The sequence below is a fragment of the Caulobacter sp. Root655 genome (assembly GCF_001427665.1).
In the GTDB taxonomy this organism is placed as follows: domain Bacteria; phylum Pseudomonadota; class Alphaproteobacteria; order Caulobacterales; family Caulobacteraceae; genus Caulobacter.
The window spans coordinates 160,810-185,303 of sequence record NZ_LMHC01000024.1; the positions used below are offsets into that span (position 1 = coordinate 160,810).

General features: G+C 68.2%; 23 protein-coding genes. 4 read left to right on the forward strand and 19 right to left on the reverse strand.

The window, feature by feature from the left end; translation table 11 throughout:
- Window positions 1–710: 710 nt before the first annotated feature.
- The 4 genes from ASD79_RS18580 to ASD79_RS18595 form a co-directional block, all read right to left on the reverse strand.
- On the reverse strand, window positions 711–1,040 hold the full coding sequence (locus tag ASD79_RS18580) for a UrcA family protein (protein WP_056724383.1): 330 nt from the start codon (window positions 1,038–1,040) through the stop codon (window positions 711–713).
- Between the two features lie 128 nt (window positions 1,041–1,168).
- Window positions 1,169–2,530, reverse strand: a complete 1,362-nt coding sequence (locus ASD79_RS18585) for a serine hydrolase (protein WP_056724385.1) — start codon at window positions 2,528–2,530, stop codon at window positions 1,169–1,171.
- A gap of 154 nt (window positions 2,531–2,684) precedes the next feature.
- On the reverse strand, window positions 2,685–4,961 hold the full coding sequence (gene parC, locus ASD79_RS18590; RefSeq protein WP_056724387.1) for a DNA topoisomerase IV subunit A: 2,277 nt from the start codon (window positions 4,959–4,961) through the stop codon (window positions 2,685–2,687).
- 77 nt (window positions 4,962–5,038) lie between these two features.
- Window positions 5,039–6,628 (reverse strand): alkaline phosphatase, encoded by a 1,590-nt coding sequence (locus ASD79_RS18595; RefSeq protein ID WP_056724389.1) that lies wholly within the window; start codon window positions 6,626–6,628, stop codon window positions 5,039–5,041.
- A 239-nt stretch (window positions 6,629–6,867) separates the two neighbouring features.
- Here ASD79_RS18595 and ASD79_RS18600 point away from each other — a divergent pair, with 239 nt between their 5' ends.
- Complete coding sequence (locus ASD79_RS18600; protein WP_056724391.1) at window positions 6,868–7,455, forward strand: hypothetical protein; 588 nt, start codon at window positions 6,868–6,870, stop codon at window positions 7,453–7,455.
- Here the strand turns inward: ASD79_RS18600 and recO are convergent, their stop codons facing one another.
- From recO to pyrE, 8 genes are all read right to left on the reverse strand, one after another.
- Window positions 7,456–8,187 (reverse strand): DNA repair protein RecO, encoded by a 732-nt coding sequence (gene recO / locus ASD79_RS18605; RefSeq protein WP_056724394.1) that lies wholly within the window; start codon window positions 8,185–8,187, stop codon window positions 7,456–7,458. It lies immediately after the preceding gene.
- Entirely contained in the window at window positions 8,187–9,050 is an 864-nt protein-coding gene (locus ASD79_RS18610; protein ID WP_156400589.1) for an arylamine N-acetyltransferase, read from the reverse strand. Before ASD79_RS18610 ends, recO begins: the two co-directional genes overlap by 1 nt.
- 226 nt (window positions 9,051–9,276) lie before the next feature.
- A complete protein-coding gene (gene era, locus ASD79_RS18615) occupies window positions 9,277–10,230 on the reverse strand; it encodes a GTPase Era (protein ID WP_056724398.1) in 954 nt (317 codons plus the stop codon).
- Between the two features lie 207 nt (window positions 10,231–10,437).
- The gene (gene rnc / locus ASD79_RS18620; protein ID WP_056724400.1) at window positions 10,438–11,136 is read right to left on the reverse strand and encodes a ribonuclease III; all 699 of its coding nucleotides are present in this window, start codon (window positions 11,134–11,136) and stop codon (window positions 10,438–10,440) included.
- Window positions 11,136–11,984, reverse strand: coding sequence for a signal peptidase I (lepB, locus tag ASD79_RS18625; protein ID WP_056724402.1), 849 nt, complete (start codon window positions 11,982–11,984; stop codon window positions 11,136–11,138). Before lepB ends, rnc begins: the two co-directional genes overlap by 1 nt.
- Window positions 11,985–12,507: 523 nt before the next feature.
- On the reverse strand, window positions 12,508–12,912 hold the full coding sequence (acpS, locus tag ASD79_RS18630; protein WP_056724405.1) for a holo-ACP synthase: 405 nt from the start codon (window positions 12,910–12,912) through the stop codon (window positions 12,508–12,510).
- On the reverse strand, window positions 12,909–13,664 hold the full coding sequence (locus tag ASD79_RS18635) for a pyridoxine 5'-phosphate synthase (protein ID WP_056724407.1): 756 nt from the start codon (window positions 13,662–13,664) through the stop codon (window positions 12,909–12,911). Before ASD79_RS18635 ends, acpS begins: the two co-directional genes overlap by 4 nt.
- 5 nt (window positions 13,665–13,669) lie before the next feature.
- On the reverse strand, window positions 13,670–14,254 hold the full coding sequence (gene pyrE / locus ASD79_RS18640) for an orotate phosphoribosyltransferase (RefSeq protein ID WP_056724409.1): 585 nt from the start codon (window positions 14,252–14,254) through the stop codon (window positions 13,670–13,672).
- A 258-nt stretch (window positions 14,255–14,512) separates the two neighbouring features.
- Here pyrE and ASD79_RS18645 point away from each other — a divergent pair, with 258 nt between their 5' ends.
- Entirely contained in the window at window positions 14,513–14,725 is a 213-nt protein-coding gene (locus ASD79_RS18645; RefSeq protein ID WP_056724411.1) for a hypothetical protein, read from the forward strand.
- A complete protein-coding gene (locus ASD79_RS18650; protein ID WP_056724413.1) occupies window positions 14,715–15,122 on the forward strand; it encodes an NUDIX domain-containing protein in 408 nt (135 codons plus the stop codon). Before ASD79_RS18645 ends, ASD79_RS18650 begins: the two co-directional genes overlap by 11 nt.
- Here ASD79_RS18650 and ASD79_RS18655 read toward each other — a convergent pair.
- The 5 genes from ASD79_RS18655 to ASD79_RS18675 all read right to left on the reverse strand — a co-directional run bounded on the left by ASD79_RS18655 (window position 15,119) and on the right by ASD79_RS18675 (window position 20,695).
- Window positions 15,119–16,159, reverse strand: coding sequence for an alpha/beta hydrolase (locus ASD79_RS18655; RefSeq protein ID WP_056724415.1), 1,041 nt, complete (start codon window positions 16,157–16,159; stop codon window positions 15,119–15,121). The genes ASD79_RS18650 and ASD79_RS18655 overlap by 4 nt on opposite strands.
- Before the next feature lie 83 nt (window positions 16,160–16,242).
- A complete protein-coding gene (locus ASD79_RS18660) occupies window positions 16,243–16,581 on the reverse strand; it encodes a DUF6869 domain-containing protein (RefSeq protein ID WP_156400581.1) in 339 nt (112 codons plus the stop codon).
- Between the two features lie 46 nt (window positions 16,582–16,627).
- Window positions 16,628–18,859, reverse strand: coding sequence for a bifunctional (p)ppGpp synthetase/guanosine-3',5'-bis(diphosphate) 3'-pyrophosphohydrolase (locus tag ASD79_RS18665; RefSeq protein WP_056724418.1), 2,232 nt, complete (start codon window positions 18,857–18,859; stop codon window positions 16,628–16,630).
- A gap of 113 nt (window positions 18,860–18,972) precedes the next feature.
- The gene (gene rpoZ / locus ASD79_RS18670; protein ID WP_007671240.1) at window positions 18,973–19,332 is read right to left on the reverse strand and encodes a DNA-directed RNA polymerase subunit omega; all 360 of its coding nucleotides are present in this window, start codon (window positions 19,330–19,332) and stop codon (window positions 18,973–18,975) included.
- A gap of 466 nt (window positions 19,333–19,798) precedes the next feature.
- Entirely contained in the window at window positions 19,799–20,695 is an 897-nt protein-coding gene (locus ASD79_RS18675) for a FlgO family outer membrane protein (protein WP_056724420.1), read from the reverse strand.
- Window positions 20,696–20,963: 268 nt separating this feature from the next.
- On the opposite strand from ASD79_RS18675, the gene ASD79_RS18680 reads away from it, so the two are divergent.
- Entirely contained in the window at window positions 20,964–21,572 is a 609-nt protein-coding gene (locus ASD79_RS18680; protein WP_056724422.1) for a YceI family protein, read from the forward strand.
- 104 nt (window positions 21,573–21,676) lie between these two features.
- On the opposite strand, the gene ASD79_RS18685 is transcribed toward ASD79_RS18680, so the two are convergent.
- Both ASD79_RS18685 and ASD79_RS18690 read right to left on the reverse strand, forming a co-directional pair.
- Window positions 21,677–22,276 (reverse strand): YdeI family protein, encoded by a 600-nt coding sequence (locus ASD79_RS18685; RefSeq protein WP_056724424.1) that lies wholly within the window; start codon window positions 22,274–22,276, stop codon window positions 21,677–21,679.
- 70 nt (window positions 22,277–22,346) lie between these two features.
- Complete coding sequence (locus ASD79_RS18690; RefSeq protein ID WP_056724426.1) at window positions 22,347–24,407, reverse strand: M13 family metallopeptidase; 2,061 nt, start codon at window positions 24,405–24,407, stop codon at window positions 22,347–22,349.
- Window positions 24,408–24,494: the final 87 nt, after the last annotated feature.

Below are 24,494 nucleotides of genomic sequence, written 5' to 3' on the forward strand. Positions count from 1 at the left end.
TTTGTTAGGGCCTCGCCGCCTTGAAGCCTCCGACGGGCGGGCCAGGGCAACGCCCCCGGTCCCGGACCGCGAGCGCTAAACGCCCGCCTGTTGTTCCGCCGACCCTCGCATCACGTCGTATCTGTGTTCCACGCTCGACCAGCACCAGAGACGCAAGGTNCCCGGTCCCGGACCGCGAGCGCTAAACGCCCGCCTGTTGTTCCGCCGACCCTCGCATCACGTCGTATCTGTGTTCCACGCTCGACCAGCACCAGAGACGCAAGGTTGGTCCCGAAGGACCGCCGACAGAGCTTCCCGCTCGATCGCCCCCCGCCGCCGCATCGGTCGCTGGCCATGCGCCCTTTCCCCGCGACGAGGTGAGATGAGCATACGGCGGGTTTTGAGGGGGAGGACAGGCGGGGTGCGGGTTGAGGGAATTCAGCCGGTTAGGCGCAAACAGCACGCGAAGTTGGCCCCTTCTTGCGCCCTCTCCCGGAGGGGAGAGGGTTCAGGAAGTTCGGGGATGTTATCGGCGGGAGCCCCGCGAGGACCGGGGCAGGTCTCGCGGGCGATGAGGGGAACCGGCCTTGCGGCGCTCCACGCCCCTCCCCGGGGGGAGGATTTCGCCCTAGAGCGTTTCCCGACCTGATTGCATCAGGCCGGGCGCTCTAGGTTTTTGTTTTTGCGCATTTTCTTCACGCGAACCGGTGTCCACTTCGCTCGAAAATGCCCTAGCCCCCGACCGACCGCAGAGCCCGCATCTGCGGACGCGTCAGCAGCGCGCGAAGATCGTCCTGGAAATCCAGGCGGCAGGCATGGGCCGACCAGGCGCCCAGCTTTTCCTGGCGCGTGCGGGTCTCGCACATCGCCTCGCCGGCGGCGTCGATACGGGCCTTGAAGATGCGGGCGTCGTCAGCCCGGCTCAGGTCGAGGTCGCCGATCGGGATACGCACCACCGGCGCGGTCGGCGCGGCGTGGGCCGCCTGGGCCAGGCCGAGCGCGGGAAGCGCCGCCAGGGCCAGGATCGCGGCGGTGGAGACCTTGGCGATGAACGTTCCCATGGCGACATTCCCTGTAATCCCGACGCCGTCCGCGTCGTTGTTGGGAAATCTATGCCGGCAAGACTTGAGGAACGCCCGTTACGTCTGCTTCATGACGCCTAATTCACAAATGAACGGATTGTAATGTTCTACTGTGTTGAAGAGTTCAGGCGCGCTTCCTTGACCGGCGGCCTTTCCAAAGCTTGGTAGACCACCGTGCGCGTCGTGGCGTCGAGGCCCGAGCCGACCCCGCCCAGGCGCTGGATCATGCCGATGAAGAACAGGTCGTTGGTCGGGTCGACCCAGAACCAGGTGCCGGCGCTGCCGCCCCAGCTGATGGTGCCCGCCCCCACCGGCGCGCCCGAGGCGCGCGGATCGACCGCCACCGCGATGTCGAGGCCATAGCCCATGCCGGCCCCGAACGGGAACGGCTTCTTGTCCGGCCGCAGCACGTTGGCCGTGCCGTTGGTGGTGATCTGGAAGCTGGCCGGCAGGTGGTTCAGCCGCATCAGGGCCACGCTCTCGGGCTCGAGCACCCGCACGCCGTCCAGCTGGCCGCCGTTGAGGATCATCTGGGCGAAGCGGGCGAAGTCGCCGGCGGTGGACAGCAGCCCCCCGCCGCCCGACGGGGCGGGCGGCGGCTGGGTGATGTCGCGCCACGGGCCCTCGCCGGCCGGAATCAGCTTGCCGGTGGCCGGATCGGCGTCATAGACGGCGGCGACTCGGGAGAGCTTCTCGGGCGGCGCCCAGAAGGCGGTGTCCTTCATGCCCAGGGGCACGAAGATCCGCTGCTCCATGAACACCGGCAACGACTGGCCCGACAGCTTCTCGACGATGTAGCCCTGGATGTCGGCGGCGACGCTGTAGCGCCACAGCGTGCCCGGCTGGGCGTACATCGGCAGGGTGGACACCTTCTGGATCAGTTGCTCCAGCGACTCCGACTGCAGCACCCCGGCCCGGTAATAGGCCTGGTCGGCCATGCTGCCGGGGTCGTCGGCCAGGCCATAGGCGAAGCCGGCCGTGTGGGTCATCAGCTCGCGCATGGTCGGCGAGCGGCTGACGGGGGTCAGGATCGGACGGCCCTCGGCGTCGACGCCGGAGGCGATGCGCAGGTTGGCGAACTCGGGCACGTACTTGGTGACCGGGTCGTCCAGCTTCCACTTGCCCTCCTGGTAGAGGATCAGCATGGCCACGCCGGTGACGGGCTTGGTCTCCGAGCGGATGCGGAAGATGGCGTCGACGGGCATGGCCTCGCCGGTTTCCAGGCTGCGCTTGCCGAAGGTCTTCAGCGACACGACGCGGCCGTGGCGGCCCAGCAGGGTCACCCCGCCGGCGATCTGGCCCTGGTCGACCAGGGTCTGCATCGTCTCGTCCAGCTTCCTGAGCTTGACCGCCGAGAAGCCCATCGCCTCGGGCTTGGCGCGCGGCAGGGGCGCGGCCGAGACCGCTCCGGCGGCGCTCAGTCCGAGCAGCGCGGCCAAGGCGCCGGCGGTCTTGCGGATGAAGCTCATGCTCCCTTCCCCCTGGAGGGGGGAAGGGTCGGGGATGGGGGTGGAAGAGCTTCAGGATAGAACGCCAACGCAGCGGCTTCCGCCGGCGGCGCCACCCCCACTCCTGCCCCTCCCCCCTCCAGGGGGAGGGAGAAGCGCTCGACCGCCCCGCCCATCACTTCGGCCGGAAGCGCTTGGAGGTCGGGAAGCCCTTGGGCGACAGCTTGCCGGCCCCGGCCCGACGACCGATCCACTCGCGCCACTCGACCCAGTCGCGACGACGGCCGGCGGTGTCGATCCAGAACGCGCCGACGTCGGTGTTGAACGAGATGGCGTCGCGCAGGCCGCCCTCGCGGTAGGCCTGCAGCTTGACGCCCTTGCCGCGCGGCATTTCCGGCAGTTCCTCCAGCGGAAAGATCAGGATCTTGCCGTTGTCGCCGATCACCGCCAGCTGGTCGCCGACCGCTTCCAGGCAGAAGGCCGCGCCGGCCGCATCGACCGTCAGCACCTGCTTGCCGGCCTTGCGGTTGGCCAGGGCCTCTTCTTCCGGCAGCAGGAAGCCGTAGCCCTGCTTGGAGGCCAGGAAGCGCTTGCGCCCGGCCTTGAACGGGAAGACGTCGATGATCTTCACCTTGTCGTCCAGCTCGATCATCATCCGCACCGGCTCGCCATGGCCGCGGGCCGACGGCAGGTTGGAACAGGGCAGCGTGAAGAACCGGCCGTCGCTGGTGAACAGCAGCAGCTTGTCGGTGGTCTCGGCCGGGACCAGGAAGCCCAGCTTGTCGCCTTCCTTGAACTTCAGCTCCGAAGGGTCCTCGACCTTGCCCTTGGCGGCGCGGATCCAGCCGCGATCCGACAGGATGATGGTGATCGGCTCGCGCACGATCATCGCCTCCAGGGCGGCCTCGGCGTCGACCACCGGGGCGTCCTCGAACACCGAGCGGCCCAACGTTCCCGTGGGGCGCGGCTTGTCCAGCGGGTGCTTGATCTTCAGCAGCACGGCGCGCACCTGGCGCAGGCCCGTGCCGACCAGGTCCCACTGCAGCTTGTCGCTGGCCAGCATGGCCATGATGCCGTCGCGCTCTTCCACCAGCTCGGCGTGCTCGCGGCGAATCTCCATCTCTTCCAGCTTGGCCAGTTGGCGCAGGCGGGTGTTGAGGATGGCGTCGGCCTGAAGTTCGCTGAGGGAGAAGGCCTCCATCAGCTTCTTCTTGGGCTCGTCCTCGTAGCGGACAATGCGGATCACCTCGTCGAGATTGAGGTAGGCGATCAGCAGGCCGTCCAGGATGTGCAGGCGGGCTTCGATCTTGCTCAGCCGGTTGCGCGCCCGGCGGGTCAGCACGTCGCGGCGGTGGGCCAGGAAGGCGACCAGCGCCTGCTTGATGCCCATGACACCGGGGGTGCCGCGCGCGTCCAGCACGTTGATGTTGACCGGGAAGCGGCTTTCCAGCGCCGAGAGCTTGAACAGGCTCTCCATCAGCACTTCGGGCTCGACGTTGCGGGTCTTGGGCTCCAGCACCAGCCGGATGTCCTCGGCGCTTTCGTCGCGGACGTCGCCCAGCAAGGCCGCTTTCTTGGAGTCGATCAGGTCGGCCAGTTGCTCGACCAGGTCGGACTTCTTCACCTGGTACGGGATTTCGGTGACGACGATCTGGTACGTGCCGCGACCGGTGTCTTCCTTCTCCCACTTAGCGCGGGTGCGCACGCCGCCGCGGCCGGTCTCGTAGGTTTCCAGCAGGCTCTCGCGCGACTCGACGATCACGCCGCCGGTCGGGAAGTCCGGGCCCGGCACGCGTTCGAGGATATCGGCGGTGGTCGCCTCGGGGCGCGACAGCAGCAGCAGGCAGGCGTCGATCAGCTCGGCCGGGTTGTGCGGCGGGATCGAGGTGGCCATGCCGACGGCGATACCCGACGAGCCGTTGGCCAGCAGGTTGGGAAAGCCCGACGGCAGGACCACCGGCTCCTCGTCCTGGCCGTCATAGGACGGCTTGAAGTCGACCGCGTCCTCATCGATGCCGTCCAGCAGCAGCATGGCCGCCGCCGTCATCTTGCACTCGGTGTAGCGCATGGCGGCGGGGTTATCGCCGTCGATGTTGCCGAAATTGCCCTGGCCGTCGACCAGCGGCACGCGCTGAGCGAAGTCCTGGGCCAGGCGGACCAGGGCGTCGTAGATCGACTGGTCGCCGTGCGGGTGGAAGTTACCCATCACCTCGCCGACCACCTTGGCGCACTTGCGCGCGGCGCCTTCGGGGTTGAGGCGCATGTTGTTCATGGCGTGCAGCACGCGACGATGCACCGGCTTGAGGCCGTCGCGCACGTCGGGCAGGGCTCGCGAGCCGATCGTCGACAGCGCATAGGCCAGGTAGCGCTTGGACAGCGCCTCGCTCAGCGGTTCGTCGAGAATGCGGTCGCCGTCGCCGGGGCCGCCAGGGGGGAGGACTGGTTTGTTCATTGGGGAGATTCGTTACGCGTGGAAGGCACCCTAGCCAATCCCGCGCGGCAAATCCTCCCCTTGAACGCCTTTTGTTCTCAAGCTTCGACCAGACGCGGGTCCCCCGCTTCGATCGCCAGTGTCTTGCGCGTGGTCAGGGCGCCGTCGCGGCGAGTGATGGCGTCCAGCACCTTGAACTCGGTGACCCAGCGCTCGGGCGTGACGTCGCAGATCGCGTAGCCGCGCTGGCTGTTGTTGAACTTCAGCTGCGGGTTGCTGGCCTGGATCTTCACGAACTCGGCGGTCTGGTCGACGCCGTCGCCGCCCGACGAGATCGAGGTGACCACGAACTCGGTGGCGATCGGCCGGGCGGCCGGATGGGCGCCGTCCAGCTGCAGTTCGCCGGCGAAGTTCTGGTGCTCGTCGCCGGTCAGCACCACGGGATTGGCGATCTTGCGGTCGCGAAGCGTCTTGAGCAGCCGCTCGCGCGGCGTGCGGTAGCCGGCCCAGCTATCGGGATTGGCCAGCACGCCCGGACCCGGATCGCGGTCGAGGTCCATCATCATCACCTGCTGGGCCAGGACGTTCCAGGTAGCCTTGGACGCGGTCAGCCCCTCGGTCAGCCACTTCTCCTGGCGCAGGCCCATCATCTCGGCGTCGGCCCGGTCCAGCTCGTTGCAGGCCGCGAACCTGTCGCCGCACGGCTGGTCGGTGCGGAACTGGCGGGTGTCGAGCAGGTTCAGCTCCAGCAGCCGGCCATAGGCGGCGCGGCGGTAGATCTGGATGGAGGTCCCGACCGGGAAGGCGCTCATCCGCAGCGGCATGTGCTCGTAATAGGCCTGGGCGGCGGCCTGGCGGCGCAGGTTGAAGACCTTGGGGTCCGTGCCGTCCTGGTCGAGGTCGGAGACCCAGTTGTTGTCGGTCTCGTGGTCGTCCCAGACCACGAACCACGGGGCGGCGGCGTGTGCGGCCTGCAGATCGGCGTCCATCTTGTACTGGGCGTAGCGGCGGCGGTAGTCGTCGAGGCTGTAGATCTCGCCGCCGAAATGCTGGCGGACGTTTTCGCGCGGGCCCTCGGCGCTGTTCGAGACCCGGGCGCCGCGGCCCTCATAGATGTAGTCGCCATAGCAGAACACGAAGTCGGGGTTGTCCTGGGCCAGCTTGCGATAGGCGGTGTAGTAACCCGCCTCATAGTGCTGGCAGCCGGCGACGGCGAAGCGCACGCGGTCGACGGCGGCGCCGGCGGCAGGGGCCGTGCGGGCCCGACCGACCAGGCTGCGCTCCTTGCCGGCCGTGAAGCGGTACCAATGGTCGCGCCCGGGCTCGAGACCCGCCACCTCGACGTGAACGGCGTGGCCCAGCTCGGGCATGGCCACGGCCGTTCCCTTGGCGACGACGGTCTTGAACCCGCGGTCGGCGGCGACTTCCCAGCTCACCTCGACCGGCGCCGTCGGCATGCCGTAGCCGATCTCGAACGGCTCCGGGGCCAGGCGGGTCCAGATCACGAACCCGTCCGGCCACGGGTCCCCCGAGGCGACGCCCAGCTGGAAAGGATACTGGACGAACACCGCCTGGGCGAAGGCCTGGTTGCCGGCCAGCGGGATCGACATCGCCGTGACGGCGGCGGCGCCGAAGGTCTTCAGCAGGCGGCGGCGGTTGAAGGCGTAGCGGTCGAGCAGGACGGACATGGGACGGGACTCCGGAGGGGGTCCTGCCCGATAGCCGCGCTTTGTGACGGTTCGATCTCAAAAGTCAAAACGCCGCCCGCGCTTTTGGTTGATTAATTATTAATTACGTTCCTTATAGTTGAGTTTCATTCTTGTCCTTGGGGGGCTTGATGCGCATTCGATACTTCACCCTGATCCCGCTAGTGCTCAGCCTAGTCGGTTGCGCTGATCGAGGGCCGTGGACATTTGCGGCGTCGCCCATGCTCTCCGCGAATAAAAACAAGCCCTACCTCCCGATGCAGCTAAGCCTGCCAATTCTGCTGGGGGGCAGTAGTGCCGACTCCCTGGAAACCGCGTTAGCCAAGTTCAACACCGACCCAACGCAGCCAAAACGAAACGCCGTCGTCGGGGCTTTGCTCGCGGCGTCCGAAAGGAATTGCGACATCTACGTCGAAAATCTGAGAGGGAACCAGGCAACTTGGCGAACCACATTCAGCCTCTCTACCGTTGTACTTGGCGCAGCGGGATCCATTGTCACCGACGCGGATAGCGCCCGCACCCTGTCCGCGCTTTCCGGAGCGGCAGGCGGTGCATCGGGGAAGATGGACGAAAACATCCTGGCCGGCCGCGGAGCCGAAGTCATCCTGACCGGTATTCGCGCGGCGCGTGAGCCTTACCGACTCCAGCTCATTGATAGCATGAAGAAACAACCCTATCCTGATTGGCCCTTAGAAGTCGCCCTTGCTGACGTCATGCGTTACCATGGTCGTTGCAACGTCATATCCGGCCTCTCTGCCATCCAGACCGCGACGGAAAAGGACATCGAATCCGCCGTCGCCAAGAAATAGCTAAAGCCGCCCCGCCTCGGCCAACCGGTCCAGCAGCCACACCCGGGCCGGCGGCAGCGGCTTGTTCAGCGGGTGGAACACGAACTGCTCGAGGAAATGGCCGGTGATGTCGAGCCCCGCCTTGACGTCGCCCGGGGCCAGCCCGCCCTGGGCCGACAGCATGAACGGCGGCAGCGGCAGCAGCTTGTCGTGATAGGGCGCGCCCGCCGCCCGGCTAACCGCCCGGCCGGTGCGCGGACTGACATAGACCAGGTCGTCCAGCGAGCCGGTGGCGGCGCACCGCGAGAGGTCCAGGCCGAAACCCAGGTCCTGCAGCAGGCCGGCCTCGAACCGCACATAGACCGCCGGCCAGATCTCGGGAATGGCCAGGGCGGCGATCATCGCCTCCAGCGCATGAAAGGCGCCGGGGTGCGGTTCCCGCTCCGGCAAGGCCCCGGCGGCGACGGCGGCGGCGGCCGAGAGGCCGGACAAGGCCAGCGGCTCGTCGAACAGCGACGAGGGCCCCTCGCCCATCGGCTCCAGGGTCGCCCCGCCCAGTTGGCCGTCCATCCGGGCGCGATAGCGGGCGATGACCCGCGCCCCGGCCTGCAGGAACGGCTTCATCCGCCGCGAGGCCGCGCCCGAGACGTGGGCGGCGAACTTGCCGCGGTCCTGGGTCAGCAGTTCGACGATCGCCCCGGTCTCGCCGTGGGCGCGCGCCGACAGCACGAAGGCCTCGTCCTCCCATTCCATCAGCCTGACGTCCCCCAGGCCACGACTGTCTCCAGCACGGGCCGCCACGAGGGCTCAACCGGCAGGCCGATGACGTCGCGCAGGGTCGCCTCCAGCTCGTCGACCGACAGGTCGCGCTGCTCGACCAGCGCGCCGGTGACGTCGCGATGGGTCAGGCGGTTGTTCTTCATCGCGTAGCGCGCGGTGGGCGTGGTGCGGCCCGCCGTCAGGCTCCAGGTGAAGTGCGAGTCGGGATGGGCGTAGGTGTAGTAGTTGGCGTGCTCGTAATCGACGTCGGCCAGGGGCCCGAGCGCCACCTGATAGGTCGGCGCCCAATGCCCCGAGAGGTCGGCCAGGACCAGCCGCTCGCCACCCATGTCCGGCGCGACCGTCTCCAGGCGGAACGCGCCGTTGGGGGTTTCCTGCACCTCGTCGGAGAACAACCGCAGCGGCGCGGTCAGCACACAGCCGCCGAATCCGACGTCCGCCAACCAGGTTTCGCTCTCGCCCGGGATCTTCACGCTCAGCACCATGTGCGAGCGGGCGCGCGTGGGCGCGTCGGCGGGCTTCATCCACCAGACCCGGGCCATCAGGCCCCGCACGTCGAACCCGAGCGCCGTCAGCACCCGCTTCAGCAGGCCGTTCTGCTCGTAGCAGTAGCCGCCGCGCCCGGCCCCGATCAGCTTGGCGTCAATGGCGGCGGGGTCCAGGTCGATCGGCCGGCCTAGCAGCACGTCGAGGTTCTCGAACGGGATGGCGTCGGGGTGCTTCTGGTGGATGGCGCGCAGCACCGCGAGCGTCGGCTCGCGCGGGCCGTCATAGCCGATGCGAGCGAAATAGGCGTCGAGATCGACCGAGGGAGAAGCCGCTTCGGCGGGCGCGATGTCGAGCTTGCTCACGGGCGCGATATTCCCTGTCTGTTCACGGTCCAAGGACAGGGTGTCGGCGGTGAAGTCAAGCCTCCCCCACACCGCTCATCCCGGCGAATGCCGGGACCCAGATGGGATGGCTCGAAGGTGGACGCCACGAGCGCCGCGCTCTTCCAATCATCCACACCGCTATGGGATCTGGGTCCCGGCGTTCGCCGGGATGAGCGGATTGTGGTTGGGCCTAAACGTCGAAGTCCAACCCCATGTCGTTGAACAGTCCGCGTTCCTCGGCCCAGTTCTCCTTGACCTTGACGTGCAGGAACAGGTGGATCTTGCGGTCGAGGATCTGCTCCAGCTCCTCGCGCGAGGTCTTGCCGATCCACTTGATCACCTCGCCGCCCTTGCCCAGCACGATGGCCCGCTGGCCGTCGCGCTCGACATAGATGGTCTGCTCGATGCGGGCGCTGCCGTCCGGACGTTCCTCGAAGGCGGTCGTCTCGACGGACGCCGCGTAGGGCAGTTCCTCGTGGACGCGCAGATAGATCTTCTCGCGGGTGATCTCAGCGGCCAGCAGGCGGGCCGGCAGGTCGGCGGTCTGGTCTTCCGGATAGAGCCAGGGCCCCTCCGGCATCAGCGAGGCCAGCTTGGCCATCAGGTCGTCGACGCCCGCGCCGGTGCTGGCGCTGATCATGAAGACCTCGGAATAGACGCCGGTCTCGAACAGGTCCTGGGTGACGGCCAGCAGGGTGTCGCGCTTGACGCCGTCGATCTTGTTGAGCGCCAGGATCACCTGGCGGTTGGCGGCCTTCAGGCCCTCGATGATGGTCTGGACGTCCTGCACCGAGCGGTGCTCGCCGGCCGAGGCGCGGCGCTCGCGAGCGGCCAGTTCGGCCTGGACGTCGACCAGGTGGACGACGACTTCGCTGTCCTCGGCGCCGCTCCAGGCCGAGCGGACCATGGCCCGGTCCAGCCGCCGACGCGGGGTGAAGATGCCGGGGGTGTCGACCAGGATGATCTGGGTCTGGCCGGTCATGGCCACGCCGCGCACGGGGAAGCGCGTCGTCTGGACCTTCTGGGTGACGATCGAGACCTTGGCGCCGACCATGCGGTTGACCAGGGTGGACTTGCCGGCGTTCGGGGCGCCGATGATGGCGGCGAACCCGGCGCGGGTGCTTTGGGGGGTGGTTTCAGTCATTGCGGGTGCGTGTAGCACACTCCTCCCCCTGTGGGGGAGGCGATCACGAAGTGATCGGTGGGGGGACCAAAAGCCTCCCCCCGTGGGGGAGGTGTCGGCGAAGCCGACGGTGGGGGGAGTGTTCGGCGGACGGCCAACGGCAAGGTTGGACGCCCTAAAACTCCCCCCACCGGCCTTCGGCCGCCCCCCCCAAAGGGGGAGGACCTATCAAACCCCCGCCCCTTCCCGCTCCAGCAGCGCCTTGGCCGCCGCCTTCTCGGCCTCCTGGCGCGAGCGCCCCTCGGCATGGACCGGGTCGACGCCGACCACGGTCACCTGCACGGTGAACACCGGCGCGTGGTCGGGGCCCTTGCGGTCCTTGACGGCATAGGTCGGCAGGGGCTTGCCCTGGGCCTGGGCCCATTCCTGCAGGGCGGTCTTGGGATCGCGCGGCTTGCCCTCGCCGGCCTTGTCGAACTCGCCGGACCACAGGTCGAGGAACACCCGGCGGGCCGTTTCCAGCCCCCCATCGCGATAAAGCGCCGCCATCAGCGCCTCGGCGGCGCCGGCCAGGATCGAGTCGGTCTCGCGGCCGCCGATCTTGCTGGACGAGGCCGACAGCCGCAGCGCCGGGCCCATCTCGGCCGCGCGGGCGACCCGGGCGCAGGTCTCGCGGCTGACCAGGGCGTTGAGGCGCGGGGCCAGCTCGCCCTCCTTGGCCTTGGGAAAGCGCTCGGCCAGGGCCTCGGCGGCCAGCAGGCCCAGCACGCGGTCGCCGATGAACTCCAGCACCTCGTTGTCGGCCGTCTTCTTGGCTCCGTCGCCGACGCTGGCGTGAGTCAGCGCCTGCTCCAGCAGCTTGCGATCGCCGAAGGTGTGACCGATCCGGCGCTCGAGGTCGCCGACGGCGACTGCGCGCCTGTCCACTACTTTAGAACGCGGAAGAAGCGGCTCGGACGGGCGTCCATGAACCAGGTCCAGGGCTTGAACAGGTGGGCGTCGGCGTTCCACGACAGCAGGATCAGCTGGGCGCGGCCCACCAGGTTTTCGGCCGGCACGAAGCCGACGCCTTCCTGCATGCCGATGTACTGGTCGTTGCCCGGGTCCCAGGCGCAAACGCCCGAGCCGGTCTTGAACGGCGAGACCTGCGGGTCGAAGCGGCTGTCCAGCGAGTTGTCGCGGTTGTCGCCCATGAAGAAGTAGCAGTTCTCCGGCACGGTATAGACGCCGGTGTTGTCGGCGTCGCCGTCGGGACCATAGTCCTGGGTGGCGTACTTGCGGCCCTCGGGATTGGTTTCCTCGAAGCGCTGGATGCTGCGCGTGCCGTAGCCCGTGTCGGCCAGCACCGAGGGCATTTCGGCGCGTTTCAGCGCCTGGCCGTTGATGTAGACCACGCCGCCGCGCACCTGCACCTTGTCGCCGGGCATGCCGATCAGGCGCTTGATGTAGTCGACATTGGGGTCGCGCGGCAGCTTGAAGACCACGATGTCGCCGCGGGTCGGGGCCTTGCCCAGGATGCGGCCGTCGAACAGCGGCGGGCTGAACGGGATCGAGTGCTTCGAATAGCCGTAGCTGAACTTCGAAACGATGATGTAGTCGCCCTGGTAGAGGTTGGGCTCCATCGACGCCGACGGGATGGTGAAGGGCTGGAACAGCAGGATCCGCAGCACCAGGGCGATGCCCAGGGCGTAGGCGACCGTCTTGACGATCTCGATGAACTCCTTGACCGCCCCGTTCTTGTCTTCGGCGGTCTCGATGTCGGCGGTGTCGGTCATGCGCGCGGGAGCTCTCGACGGAATGGGCTTCGGGACGGACCCGACGAGCCTAGCTAGACGGGCTTTACGACGGGAGCAAGCTTGGCGCCCGTTAACTCGCCTTCATGGCGTGTTCGGGGCGAACCGGCTCCGCGTTCAGCTTGACCGTGAGACCGGGGCCTAAATTGTGGCGAAGGCGGCCAGCAACGTCAGGGCGACGAATCCCCAGCCGGCCAGCAGCCAGGCGAACGGCCGTTCCTGCCAGGGCATCAGGGCGCGACGAGCGCGCGCCTTCGCCGTCCGACACGTCCTCGATTCGGTATCGACCCACAAAGTCATCGCCCCGTCCCACAACGGCGCCGTTGGCGGCGTCTCGGGGGATGGATTGCAAGGCGGAGGCCGGAAGAAGGTCCTCCCCCCGTGGGGGAGGCGGTCGCGCAGCGACCGGTGGGGGGACTTATGGGATCTTCACCCCCTTGACGGCGGGCGGCGCGAACGCCCCCCTCCGTCGGCTTCGCCGACACCTCCCCCACGGGGGGAGGACTTAGGTTCCGGCCGCCACCGCCTCGATGATCACGAAGGCCTGGGCGTAGGGATGGTCGTCGGTCAGCGACAGGTGGACCACGGCGGTCATGCCCGGCGGGGTCAGTTGCGCCAGCCGCTCGGCCGCGCCGCCGGTCAAGGCCATGGTCGGCTTGCCCGACGGCAGGTTGACCACGCCCATGCCGGCCAGGTGCACGCCGCGCTTCAACCCCGTGCCCAGGGCCTTGGAGCAGGCCTCCTTGGCGGCGAAGCGCTTGGCGTAGCTACTGGCGCGGTCGGGCTTGCGCTCGGACCGCTTGCGCTCGGTCTCGGTGAACACCTTGTTGGTGAAGCGGTCGCCGAACCGTTCGAGGGATTTCTCGATCCGGCGGATGTCGCACAGGTCCGAACCGATCCCGATGATCATGCCAACGCCTCCATGCGCGCCGCGTCCATCAGGGTCCGCATCCGCAGGATGGCCTGGGGCAGGCCGACGAAAATCGCCTCGCCAATGAGAAAGTGGCCGATGTTGAGTTCGGCGATCTGCGGGATGGCGGCGATGGGCTTGACCGTGGCGTAGTCGATGCCGTGGCCAGCATGGACTTCCAGGCCGAGGCCGGCGGCCAGGACCGCGCCGGCCTTCAGGCGTTCCAGGATGGCGGCGGCGCGGTCGGCGTGGCCGTCGCGGGCGGCGTCGCAATAGGCGCCGGTGTGCAGTTCCACGACCTGGGCTCCGACGTCGGCCGAGGCCTGGATCTGGGCCGGGTCGGCCTCGATGAACAGCGAAACCCGGGCCCCGGCGCCGCGCAGGCGGCTGGTGGCGTCGGCGATGCGATTGGCGCCGCGGACCACGTCGAGGCCGCCCTCGGTGGTCACCTCCTCGCGCCGCTCGGGCACCAGGCAGGCGGCGTGCGGCCGGGCGGCCAGGGCGATGCCGACCATCTCGTCGGTGACCGCCATCTCGAAGTTCAGCGGCTTGCCGCGCTTGAGGCACAGGGCGTTGAGCAGGGCGATGTCAGCGTCGCTGATGTGGCGACGGTCCTCGCGCAGGTGGGCGGTGATGCCGTCGGCCCCCGCCGCCAGGGCCAGCTCGGCGGCCCGCACCGGTTCCGGATAGCTGGACCCGCGCGCGTTGCGGATCGTGGCCACGTGGTCGATGTTGACGCCGAGCCGCAGCATGGTCGTCAGCCCCTCAGCCGCCGGCTGCCCGGATCCTCGATCGGCACGGCCGCCAGTTCCGGCGGCAGGGCGTCGGCCGGATAGGCCGGGACCTCGAGGCTGCACAGCGAGACCAGCGGCACGCCGACATCGACCTTGCCGCCCGAACGGTCGACGATGCAGGCCGCCGCGATGACGTCGCCGCCGGCCTCCTGGATCGCGGCGATGCACTCGCGCGACGACAGGCCGGTGGTGACGATGTCCTCGACCATCACCACCTTCTGGCCGGGCTCCAGGTGGAAGCCGCGGCGGAACTTGAAGGCCCCGCCCTCGCGCTCGACATAGATCGAGGCGACGTTCAGGTGGCGGGCGGTCTCGTAGCCGGGGATGATCCCGCCGACGGCCGGCGACACGGCCACGTCGGGCTGGCCCACCGTGGCGATGATCTTTTCGGCCAGCGCCTTGCAGAGGCGCTCGCAGCGCTCGGGCCGCATGAACACCAGGTTCTTCTGCAGGAAGACGGGGCTATGCAGGCCGGAGGACAGCACGAAGTGGCCTTCGCGCAAGGCGCCGGCGGCGCGGAATTCGTCGAGGACGTCGTCGTTGGTCATGAGACGTGGATATAGCGAACCCGCGCGAGTCTACAAATCGCGACGTGGCGTGAGGGCCGCCAACTCGCCGATCAGGGGAACAAAAGCCAAACCCAACCGCTATGGTCTGGTCCCCGCGTGAGTGAGGCGGACACGAGTCGCCCCGGACAACCCCGTGAGGCGCGACGGCCACCGCCGGCGAAAGGCGCGTGCGCGAAAACTCCCGACGCCCAGCCGGTCCGCGACCGCGGACATGACGAGCAACCCAAAGGTGGCTCCATGGCCCACGACACCGTCGCGACCTCGGCCAGCCTGTACCTGAAGGCCGACGAGCTCGACCTGCTCGCCCTGAAGGCCAACAGTCCCGGACATGCCAGCATCTACCGCCGCGTGGCCAATGCGAACCGCGTGGCCGCCGCCGTCGCCAAGATCTCCGAGACGATGGACTATCACGACGCCCTGGCCGGTGTAGGAAAGGACCATGTCGGATGAATCGCTTCCCCCGCCCCGTCCTCGCATAGGCTGCGGCGCCGCCGTCCTCGACGCCCAGGGCCGCCTGCTGCTGGTCCAGCGCCGCCGCGCCCCCGAAGCCGACCACTGGGGCGTGCCGGGCGGCAAGCTGGACTGGGGCGAAAGCGCCCGGACCTGCGCCGAACGCGAGATCGCCGAGGAACTGGGGATCACCGTCGTCGCCGGGGCCGTGCTGGCCGTCACCGACATGATCGCGCCCGACCACCACTGGGTGGCGGTGACCTATCGCGCCGAGCGGTTCGAGGGCCAGCCGGCGGTCCAAGAGCCGCAGGCCCTGGCCGACTGGGGATGGTTCGCGCTGGACGCCCTGCCCTCGCCGCTGACCCGGGCGACCCAGGACGCCGTGGCCGCTCTTTAAAGCTCCTTGGCCAGCCGCCAGGCCCGCAGCGGCAGGATATAGTCGCGGTTGCCGATCGCCTCGGCGTCGAGCCCCGCCAACACCGCCCCGATGTCGAACGCCATGGCGCGACTGCGCGCGAAATAGCCGTGCTGGACCGTGGGGTCGGCGTGGCGGGCCACGTTGCGGCAATCGACCAGCACCACCTTCTTGGGCAACAGGTCGACCATGCGCGGTCCGTCCGAGCCCAGCCGGTCGGGGTTGGCCTTGGTCTTGTCGGAGATCGTCAGCGCGCGGTCGGCCGGGTTGAAATAGACGGTCACCTGTCGCGCCAGGCGCGGCAGCAGCTTGAGCTTGTCGTCGCGCTCGAAGGTGTCGTCGTCCTCGTCGGGCGCGGCCAGCAGGATCTGGTCGAAGGCCCGCGTCAGGCTGTCGGGCTGCTTGGCGATCGTCGCCTGCAGGCCCTGGCGCAGCACATAGGCGCCCATGCTGTGGGCCAGCAGGTGGACGCTGCGCTGGCAGCGATCCTCGACCGACATGCTGAACAGGAACTCACGCAGCTTGAGGAAGGTCCGCGCCAGGGCGGGTCCCGAGGCCCGGGCGTCCTCGCGATCGCTGTAGTACGACATCAGCGGCACCGCCTCGCCGTCCGAGGGCCAGCTGAACACCACCACGTTCACCGGCCGGCCGGCGTCGGTCGCCGCGGCCCGGACCCGCACGTCGCGCGCCAGCCTAGCCCCGGCCTCCAGGGCGCCGTTGAAGCTGACATTGAAGCCGTGAATGAACACCAGGGTGTCGCAGCCCCCGTCGATCATCGTCTTGCGCAGGTCTTCGAGAAAGGCGCCGCCGCCGGTCTTGGTGATGTCGGGCTCGCCCTTGATGTCGGGATAGACGAACACCGACCCCGATTGCAGGCTCTCGGCCCCGTCGGGAAAATCCACGTGGCCGAACCTCAAGGCCGCCACGCCGTCGGGATTGAAGCGCGGGCCGAAGACCAGCTTCTTGTTCTCGGGCTGCTGGTTCCTGTTGGTGGCGAAATAGACCCGGACGGCGACCATCTTCGCTCCCTCACGCGCTACACGCCGGGGAGAGTGCCCCCGTCGCGCGAACGCGGCAAGGCGGTCAGGGTTCGGGCGCTTCGCTAGAGGTTTCCGCCATAGGCGGCCAGAGCCTCGTCCACCCGGGCTTTCACCGCCGGCGGCATGCTGCTTGTCCAGACGCAGCGGAAAGCCATGCGAAAGCTCGGCCGCCGGCGAGCCTCCAACAAAATTCGTTCAAGATTTTCGTCGGTCGCCTTGGTGAGGAGCTCCTCAACCGCTCCCGCACCCAAGACGGCGAGCACGTTGACGTCGTCGGTCAGTTCAGAGACGGCCAAGGCGACATTGAGCGCCCTGTGGGAGTCGTCGGCGACCAGTTCGATCAAGCGCCACCAGGGGTCATCGCCTTCTTCACCGGGATCGACCTCCGGATCGGTGTCCACGCAGGAACGCGCCAGGGCGAGATCCGCAGCGTCAAGCTCTGCCACCCTAGCCCCGCGTCCGGTCCACCGTCTCGACGGTCGGACAGGTCCGCAGCGCCGCCGAGATGTTGGTCAGGTGCTTGGCGTCGCGCACTTCCACATCGATGTCGACGTCGAAGAAGTCGCTCTGCCGATGGTGCATGCGCAGATTGACGATGTTGCCGCCAGCCTCGCCGATGATCGTGCAGACCTGGCCCAGCACGCCCGGCGCATTGCCGATGGTGGCGTGCAGGCGGGCCAGGGACACCGTCTCGCGCTCGGCCTCGGGCGTCCAGTTGAGGTCGCGCCAGAGGTCCTCGCGGTCCTCGTATTCGGCCAGTTTCGGGCAGTCGATGGTGTGGACGTCGAGCCCTTCACCGTCCTCGCGCAGGATGCCGACGATGCGGTCGCCCGGCACCGGGCTGCAGCAGTGGGCGAAGTGCAGCGAGACGCCGGGGGTCAGGCCGCCGCCGCGCACATAGAGCCGCGCGCCCTTGCCGCCCTCGATCTTGCGCCGCGCCGTGGCCACGGCCACGTCGGTGTCCTTCATGCCTGGGAAGGCCGTCTCCAGCACCTGGCTGGGCGACACCCGGCCGCGTCCGACGGCGTCGAACAGGGCGTCCTCGGTGTCCAGGGCGTAGCGCTCCAGGATCGGCCGCAGCGACACGTCCTTCAGCTTCTTGCCGGCCCGCTCGAACACCTGCTCCACCGAGGCCTTGCCCAGGCGCAGGAACTCTTCCTTCTCGGTCTGGCGGATGTGGCGGCGGATGGCCGAGCGCGCCCGGCCGGTCACCGTCAGCGAACGCCAGTCCGGCGGCACCACCGGCTTGGAGCCGCGGATCACCTCGACCACGTCGCCGTTGTTGAGGCCGGTGCGCAGGGGCTTCAGCTCGCCGTTGATCTTCACGCCGATGCAGGTGTCGCCGACGCTGGTGTGGACGGCGTAGGCGAAGTCCAGCGGCATGGCGCCGCGCGGCAGGCTGACCAGCTTGCCCTTGGGCGTGAACACGAACACCTGGTCGAGGAACATCTCCAGCTTGGCGTGCTCGACCAGTTCCTCGGCGTCGCCGCCGTGTTCCAGCACCTGGACCAGCTGGCGCAGGTTGGCCAGCGGATCGCGGCCGCCGGCCGCCTCCATGCCTTCCAGGTCCAGGCCGTAGGAGGCGTCCTTGTAGCGGAAGTGGGCGGCCACGCCCTCCTCGTTGACCCGGTCCATGGCCTCGGTGCGGATCTGCATCTCGATGCGCATGCCGCGCGGCCCCACCACCGTGGTGTGCAGCGAGCGGTAGTTGTTGCGCTTGGGGGTCGAGATGAAATCCTTGAAGCGGTCGGGCACGCTGGACCAGGCGCGGTGGACGACGCCCAGCGCGCGGTAGCAGTCCTCCTCGCTGTCGACGATCACCCGGAAGGCGTAGATGTCGGACATCTGCGAGAAGCCGATCGATTTCCTCTGCAGCTTGCGCCAGATCGAATAGGGCGACTTTTCGCGGCCGAACACCCGGGCCGGCACGTCGGCCGATTCCAGCCGCGCGGCGATCTCCTGGCTGACCAGGGCGACGGCCCCGCCCTGCTCGGCGCGCAGGGTGTCGAGCCGGCGGATGATCGCGTTGCGGGCCACCGGATTGGTGTGCTCGAACGACAGCTCCTCCAGCTCGGTGCAGATGCGGTGGCAGCCGATGTTGCGGGCCAGGGGCGCGTAGATGTCGCGCGTCTCGCGAGCGATCCGCTCGCGCTTGGCCTCGCTCTTGATGAAATGCAGCGTCCGCATGTTGTGCAGACGGTCGGCCAGCTTGACCAGCAGGACGCGGACGTCCTTGGAGATGGCCAGGATGAACTTGCGCAGGTTCTCGGCCTGGCGCGAGTGCTCGGCCTGCAGCTCCAGCTTCGACAGCTTGGTGACGCCCTCGACCAGCTCGGCGATCTCCTCGCCGAACAGGCCCGCGATCTCCTCCTTGGTGACCGGGGTGTCCTCGATCACGTCGTGCAGCAGCGCCGTGACGATGGTCGCGGTGTCGAGGCGATATTCGGTGAGGATGCCGGCCACCTCGATCGGGTGGGCGTAGTAGGGGTCGCCGCTGGCCCGGGTCTGCGAGCCGTGCATGCGCATGGCGTAGACATAGGCGCGGTTCAGCAGGGCCTCGTCGGCCGTCGGATCGTAGGCGTGGACGCGCTCGATCAACTCGTACTGGCGAAGGAACTTCTGGCGGGGCTTGGCGGCCGGGGTCGCAACCGGAGCCGCGGCGGGCTCGACGGGGACCACAGACGAAGACGCGCCCGATTCCCCCCCAAGAGATGGAGAAGCTTCGGGCGCGCGTTCGGAAGGAGCGGCGGCGGGCGCCGCTTCGAGAATGAGAGGGTCTGCGCCGTCGGGGCTCAGTACCGCTCCTCCTGACCGCCGTCGCGGTCGCTCTGCAGGGCGCGAACCAGCTCGAGTTCGCTCATCTGCATGTGGGTGGGATCGGCCAGCAGGGCGAGGGTTTCGGCCTCTTCCTCGGCTTCGGTGTGCTCGTCCACGCGCTGCAGCGTGGTGATCAGCTGTTCCTTGAGGCCCTCGTGATCGACCACGTCGTCGGCGATCTCGCGCAGGGCGACGACGGGGTTCTTGTCGTTGTCGCGATCGACGAGCAGCGAGGCGCCGGCCGAGATGCCGCGCGCCCGATGGGCGGACAGCAGGACCAGAGCGAAGCGGTTGGGAACCTTCTCGACGCAATCTTCGACGGTGACGCGGGCCATGAATTCCTCGGGCTGTGAGCCTTGGTTATCGCAAAATAGGGTTCCACGCGGCGTTGTGCAACGCCGCAGAGGTGGAGTCCCAGCTTTCGCGAGGGGGCGCTTATGCCGCGTTCGCGGGGAGAAGTCCAGCGGGACGGAACCGGCGCGGGCTTTGAGCGACCGCTGGGAGTCTCGGCGTCCGCCTTGGAGATCAGGCTCCAGGCTGGTCGGCTCCTTTCAGGGGGTGAGCCAAGGGGGACATGCACTCACGCCAGAGCCTCAGCCGCATGCGCACCGTGCTTGCAGTGAGTGCGTGTCCCCACGGATTTGCTGCGTTGCTTTCAAGGCCATGGATGCAATTGGGGACACGCACTCACCCCCAGTCTTGGAATTCGATTTTCGAGTCCTTGCCATGAGAGCACGTCCCGCCTCCTCGGCTGGATCATGGCCCGCAATGTGTGCTGGAGCTCTTCCGCGACGGGTAGAGCTAGCCCTGGCAGCATCGTCGAATGGCCTCGGTCACATCTCCGGCGACGTCGTCCTGCGCCTTCAGGAGATCGCGCGACGAGCGATCATAGCTCTGCGACCAGACCACGACACCATCGGCCGCGCGCACGACGCGCGCCGAGACCCGCAGCGTGTCTCCAGATTTGCGCAAGCTGCCGTCGACCACATAGTCGACGTTCAGCACCTTCGCCGTCTCGGCGACCGTCATCTTCTTGCCCTTCAGCGCGAAGGAGTCCGTGGGCGCGGTCACCCGCAAACCCTCCATATGGCTCAAGCGCGTGATCAGTTCCTCGGTCATGCCATCGGCGAAATACTCCTCGTTCATGGCCTGGCTGGTGAGGTCGAGGAACGGAAGGACAGCCACGGCCCGTGTGGGCTGCCGTGGAACGGCGGGCGACGGTGACGAGGGGGCATCGCCGGCGGCGCCGTGGCTCAGGACGACAAACCCCAGCGCCACGGCCGCGGCCGCGGCCGCGGCGCAACCCGCAAGCAGCCCGAGCCGGCGCCGCGATGGCGGCGACGCCATCGGCGCGGAAGCCGCGGGCCCGACGTCCGTCGCGACGGAGGCCACCAGGCGGTAACCCTGGCGTGGCACGGTGGCGATGTAGGCCGGCTCTTTGCGATTGTCCCCGAGCAGGCGGCGGAGCGACGTGACCGCCTGGTAGACGGAGTCCTGGGATACCACGGCGCCCGCCCAGACTTCGTCGAGGAGATGGTCGATGGTGACCGTCCGCCCGGCGTGCTCGGCGAGGCAGACGAGGAGTCGCATTGACCGATCGTCGACGCGCAAGCGCTCGCCGTCGCGAGCGATCTGGCCGGATTTGGGATCGACCGACCAGGCGCCGACGCGGAAGGCGGATCCAGGAAAGGGGCTCATGTCTCTGCGGAATCTCCGGAATCTGAACAGGCCTGAGAGCCGCAGGCGGGACGTGCGAAGGTCTCGCGAACGCGGGAGACGTCAAGGGCCAAGGGCGAAAATCGCAACGGCCGATCTTCCTCAACCGAAGTTTTCAGAGCTTTTCAGGAGACCATTCAGGACCTCCGCAACGGTGGTCGGCACCTTGGCCAAGCGCCGCGGTGAACGGCCGGCGCCGTGGCGCGACCGCGCCTTTGACTGAGACGCACCTCACCTGGGAGACCCCTGAATGACCCGAATGCTGCCTTGCCTCGCGGCCGCTCTGACGATAGCCGCCGCCATCGATCCGGCTCGCGCCCAGGCGCTCTTCAATCCCGATGAGGCGCCGGCGGGGACCTACACGATCGACTCGAAGGAGACGCTGGTCCGCTACGGGACCATCCACATGGGCATCAACGAGTTCTGGGGCACCTTTCCCGGCGCCAAGGGGACGCTGGTGATCGATCCAAAGTCGCTCGATGGCGCCAAGCTCGACGTCGCCGTGCCGATCGCCACGGTGTCTACGACCAACAAGGACCTCGACACTCAGCTCGTGTCCTCGACATTCTTCGATGCGGCGAAGTATCCCGAAATGCGTTTCGTCTCGACCTCGGTGAGCCGCACGGGACCGACGACGGCCAAGGTCGCTGGCGACCTGACCTTGCATGGCGTCACGAAGCCAATCGTGCTCGACGCCACCTTCACCGGCGCGGGGCCCAATCAGTTTTCCAAGGTCTTCACCATCGGCTTCAAAGCCCAAGGCCAGATCAACCGCTCGGAATTCGGAATCGCCAAGTGGGTTCCCGTCATCAGCGACGCCACGACCATCAATATCAGCGCGGCTTTCGAGAAGAAGTAGGGCGCCGCCGAGGTGCTAGCGGTCGGGGACATGCTCTCACGCAACGGCCTCAGCCACATGCGTGGAGCGCGTGCCGTGAGTGCGCGTCCCCGGTCGCCGAGTCCCTACCGCCTCCCCTGCGGATGGATCGTCTCGCCGCGTTCGAGCATGGCGACGAACGTCTCGATCTTCTTCCTGCGTCCGGCTTCCGTCTTCATGTTGTGGGTGCGGAAGGCCAGGGCGAAGCGGTTCTGGGCGGACAGCCGCTCCAGCATCGCCTTGGCCGCCGGGCTGGCGTCGATCGCCGCCTGGAGGTCGTCGGGGATCTTCATGTCCTTGCCGCTGCCGTAGGCCCGGCCCCACCGTCCGTCGGCCTTGGCCGCCTCGACCTCGCGCAGGCCATGCTCGGTCATCCGGCCCTCGGCGATCAGGCGGGCGACGTTGTCGACATTGATCTGGCTCCAGATGCTCTTCTTGCCGCGCGGCGTGTAGCGCTGCAGGAAGCTCTTGTCGTCGAAGCCCTTGCGCACCCCGTCGATCCACCCCCAGCACAGCACCACGCCCACCGCCTGCGCCCAGGTGATCGAGGGCAGACCCGATGCGACCTTGTGCATCTTGATCCAGACCTCGCTCTCCTGGTCATGATGGCGCGCGAGCCAGGCGTAGAAGGCGTCGGCGTCCACGAACTCATGGACCCGCGCCGGATCGACCTCGATTGCAGCCATCAATGATCCTCGGACGGCGGACGAACGGTCCCGGGCGCGCGGCCCGGGACGACGAGCTTGAAGGCGGGACCTACCAGACCTTCACGCGCTGCTCGGGCGACAGGTACAGCGGGTCGCCGGGCTTGATCTGGAAGGCGGCGTACCAGGCGTCGAGGTTGCGCACCGTCAGGGCCCGGTACTGGGCCGGGGCGTGGCCGTCGGTGACCAGGGCCTGGCGCAGGGCCGCCGGCCGCGCATAGGTCAGCCAGCTCTGGGCGTAGGCCAGGAAGAACCGCTGGTCGCCGGTCAGGCCGTCGATCACCGGCGCCGGCTTGCCGCCCAGCGAGGCGTGGTAGGCGTCCAGCGCCGCCGCCAGGCCGGCGACGTCGGCGATGTTCTCGCTGAGGGTCTGCTTGCCGTTCACGGCCAGGTCGGGGAACGGCTTGTAACCGTCGAACTGCAGGGCCAGGGCCGTGCCCGCCTTCTGGAAGTGGTCGAAGTCGGACGGCGTCCACCAGTTGCGCAGACGGCCCTGCGAGTCGAACTGCGCGCCTTGGTCGTCGAAGCTGTGGCTGATCTCATGGCCGATGGTGGCGCCGGTCGCCCCGTAGTTGGCGGCGGCGTCATAGCTGGCGTCGAAGTTGGGGGCCTGCAGGATGGCGGCCGGGAAGTTCAGGCCGTTCAGCATCGGCAGGTTCACGGCGTTGACGGTCTGGGGCGTCATCACCCACTCGCCGCGGTCGACCGCCTTGCCCAGCTTGGCCAGGGTGGTCTGGTAGTCGAAGACCTCCGAGCGCTGGAAATTGCCCAGAGCGTCGCCGCGCACGACCTTCAGCCCCGAATAGTCGCGCCACTTGTCGGGATAGCCGACGCCGACCTTCAGCACGTCGACCTTGCGATGGGCCTCGGCCTTGGTCTCGGGCGCCATCCAGTCCAGGCTGTCGATGCGCTTTTCGAAGGCGACCTTCATGGTGTCGACCATGGCCGAGACCTCGGCCTTCGACTGGGCCGGGAAGTATTTGGCGACATAGAGCTGGCCGACCGCGTCGCCGAGCACGGCGTTGGTCGAATTGACCCCGCGCTTCCAGCGGGCGGCCAGCTGCGGCGTGCCCTGCAGGGCCGTGCCGTAGAAGGCGAAGCGCTCGTCGACAAAAGCCTTGGGCAGCAGGTTGCTGTAGTGGTCCAGCAGGTGGAAGGTCAGATAGTCCTTCCAGGTGTCGAGGCTCTCGTCGGCGGCGACCTTGCCCAGACCCGTGACCATGGTCGGGTGCCAGACGATGAAGCGCGGCTGGTCGGACAGGCCGGCGGCGGCGAAGAAGGCCTTCCAGTCCAGCCCAGGCGCCTTCGCGGCGAAGTCGGCCGGGGTCCAGCTGTTGTTGGCCTTCTGGACGTCGGCGCTGTCGGCGCGGCTGCCCGAGGCCTGGGCGAGCCTGGTCTCCAGGGCCATGATCCGCGCGGCCTTGGCCTCGGCGTCGGCGATCCCGCCCAGGGTCAGGATCTTGGCGATGTGAGCCTGGTACTTGGTCCGGGCCTCCTGCATCGAGGCGCTGTCGCCCACATAGTACTGGCGGTCGGGCATGCCCAACCCGCCCTGCAGCAGGAACGGCGCGTACTTGGTCGTGTCGTCGAAGGCCGGCGAGGCCCACAGGCCCAGGACGTTGTCGGTGTAGAAATCGGTGGAATTGAGGGCGTCGACATCGGCCCGCAGGTTGCCGCCCAGCACGCCGGCCAGGGCCGTCTTGTCCTTGATCGCGGCGATGCGGGCCAGGCCAGCCTTCAGCGGCGCCGTCCCCTTGGCCTCGATGCCCGCCTCGTCCATGTAGCTGGCGTAGTAGTCGCCGACCTTCTGGCCGTCGCCCGCGCCGCCAGCTTTCGCCGCGGTCTGGATCAGGTCGACCGTCCGCTTGGCGGCCTCCTCGACCATCACCGCGCTCTTGCCGTAGCTGTTGCGGTCGGCCGGGATCGGATGGGCCTTGACCCATTCGCCATTGGCGTAGGTCCAGAAGTCGGCGCCCGGGGCGACGGCCTTGTCGAAGCTGGTCTGGTCGACGCCGCTCTTGTCGCCGGCGAAGGCGGCCGAAACGAACGGCGGAGCGGCGGAGAGCAACGCGCAGGCGGCGGCGCAGGCGAGCAGCGAACGTGTGAAGGACATGCGAGAAAATTCCCCAAGGCGCGCGCGCCGGGCGGCGCGACGACGCTCAACGCGAAGTTTGGGCGGACTATTGAGCCGAGGCCGGCG

Coding starts and splice junctions, on each gene's coding strand:
- ASD79_RS18580 (WP_056724383.1), bottom strand. CDS start 1,040: ATGGGAACGTTCATCGCCAAGGTCTCCACCGCCGCGATCCTGGCCCTG.
- ASD79_RS18585 (WP_056724385.1), bottom strand. CDS start 2,530: ATGAGCTTCATCCGCAAGACCGCCGGCGCCTTGGCCGCGCTGCTCGGA.
- parC (WP_056724387.1), bottom strand. CDS start 4,961: ATGAACAAACCAGTCCTCCCCCCTGGCGGCCCCGGCGACGGCGACCGC.
- ASD79_RS18595 (WP_056724389.1), bottom strand. CDS start 6,628: ATGTCCGTCCTGCTCGACCGCTACGCCTTCAACCGCCGCCGCCTGCTG.
- ASD79_RS18600 (WP_056724391.1), top strand. CDS start 6,868: ATGCTCTCCGCGAATAAAAACAAGCCCTACCTCCCGATGCAGCTAAGC.
- recO (WP_056724394.1), bottom strand. CDS start 8,187: ATGGAATGGGAGGACGAGGCCTTCGTGCTGTCGGCGCGCGCCCACGGC.
- era (WP_056724398.1), bottom strand. CDS start 10,230: ATGACTGAAACCACCCCCCAAAGCACCCGCGCCGGGTTCGCCGCCATC.
- lepB (WP_056724402.1), bottom strand. CDS start 11,984: ATGACCGACACCGCCGACATCGAGACCGCCGAAGACAAGAACGGGGCG.
- acpS (WP_056724405.1), bottom strand. CDS start 12,912: ATGATCATCGGGATCGGTTCGGACCTGTGCGACATCCGCCGGATCGAG.
- ASD79_RS18635 (WP_056724407.1), bottom strand. CDS start 13,664: ATGCTGCGGCTCGGCGTCAACATCGACCACGTGGCCACGATCCGCAAC.
- pyrE (WP_056724409.1), bottom strand. CDS start 14,254: ATGACCAACGACGACGTCCTCGACGAATTCCGCGCCGCCGGCGCCTTG.
- ASD79_RS18645 (WP_056724411.1), top strand. CDS start 14,513: ATGGCCCACGACACCGTCGCGACCTCGGCCAGCCTGTACCTGAAGGCC.
- ASD79_RS18650 (WP_056724413.1), top strand. CDS start 14,715: ATGTCGGATGAATCGCTTCCCCCGCCCCGTCCTCGCATAGGCTGCGGC.
- ASD79_RS18655 (WP_056724415.1), bottom strand. CDS start 16,159: ATGGTCGCCGTCCGGGTCTATTTCGCCACCAACAGGAACCAGCAGCCC.
- rpoZ (WP_007671240.1), bottom strand. CDS start 19,332: ATGGCCCGCGTCACCGTCGAAGATTGCGTCGAGAAGGTTCCCAACCGC.
- ASD79_RS18675 (WP_056724420.1), bottom strand. CDS start 20,695: ATGAGCCCCTTTCCTGGATCCGCCTTCCGCGTCGGCGCCTGGTCGGTC.
- ASD79_RS18680 (WP_056724422.1), top strand. CDS start 20,964: ATGACCCGAATGCTGCCTTGCCTCGCGGCCGCTCTGACGATAGCCGCC.
- ASD79_RS18685 (WP_056724424.1), bottom strand. CDS start 22,276: ATGGCTGCAATCGAGGTCGATCCGGCGCGGGTCCATGAGTTCGTGGAC.
- ASD79_RS18690 (WP_056724426.1), bottom strand. CDS start 24,407: ATGTCCTTCACACGTTCGCTGCTCGCCTGCGCCGCCGCCTGCGCGTTG.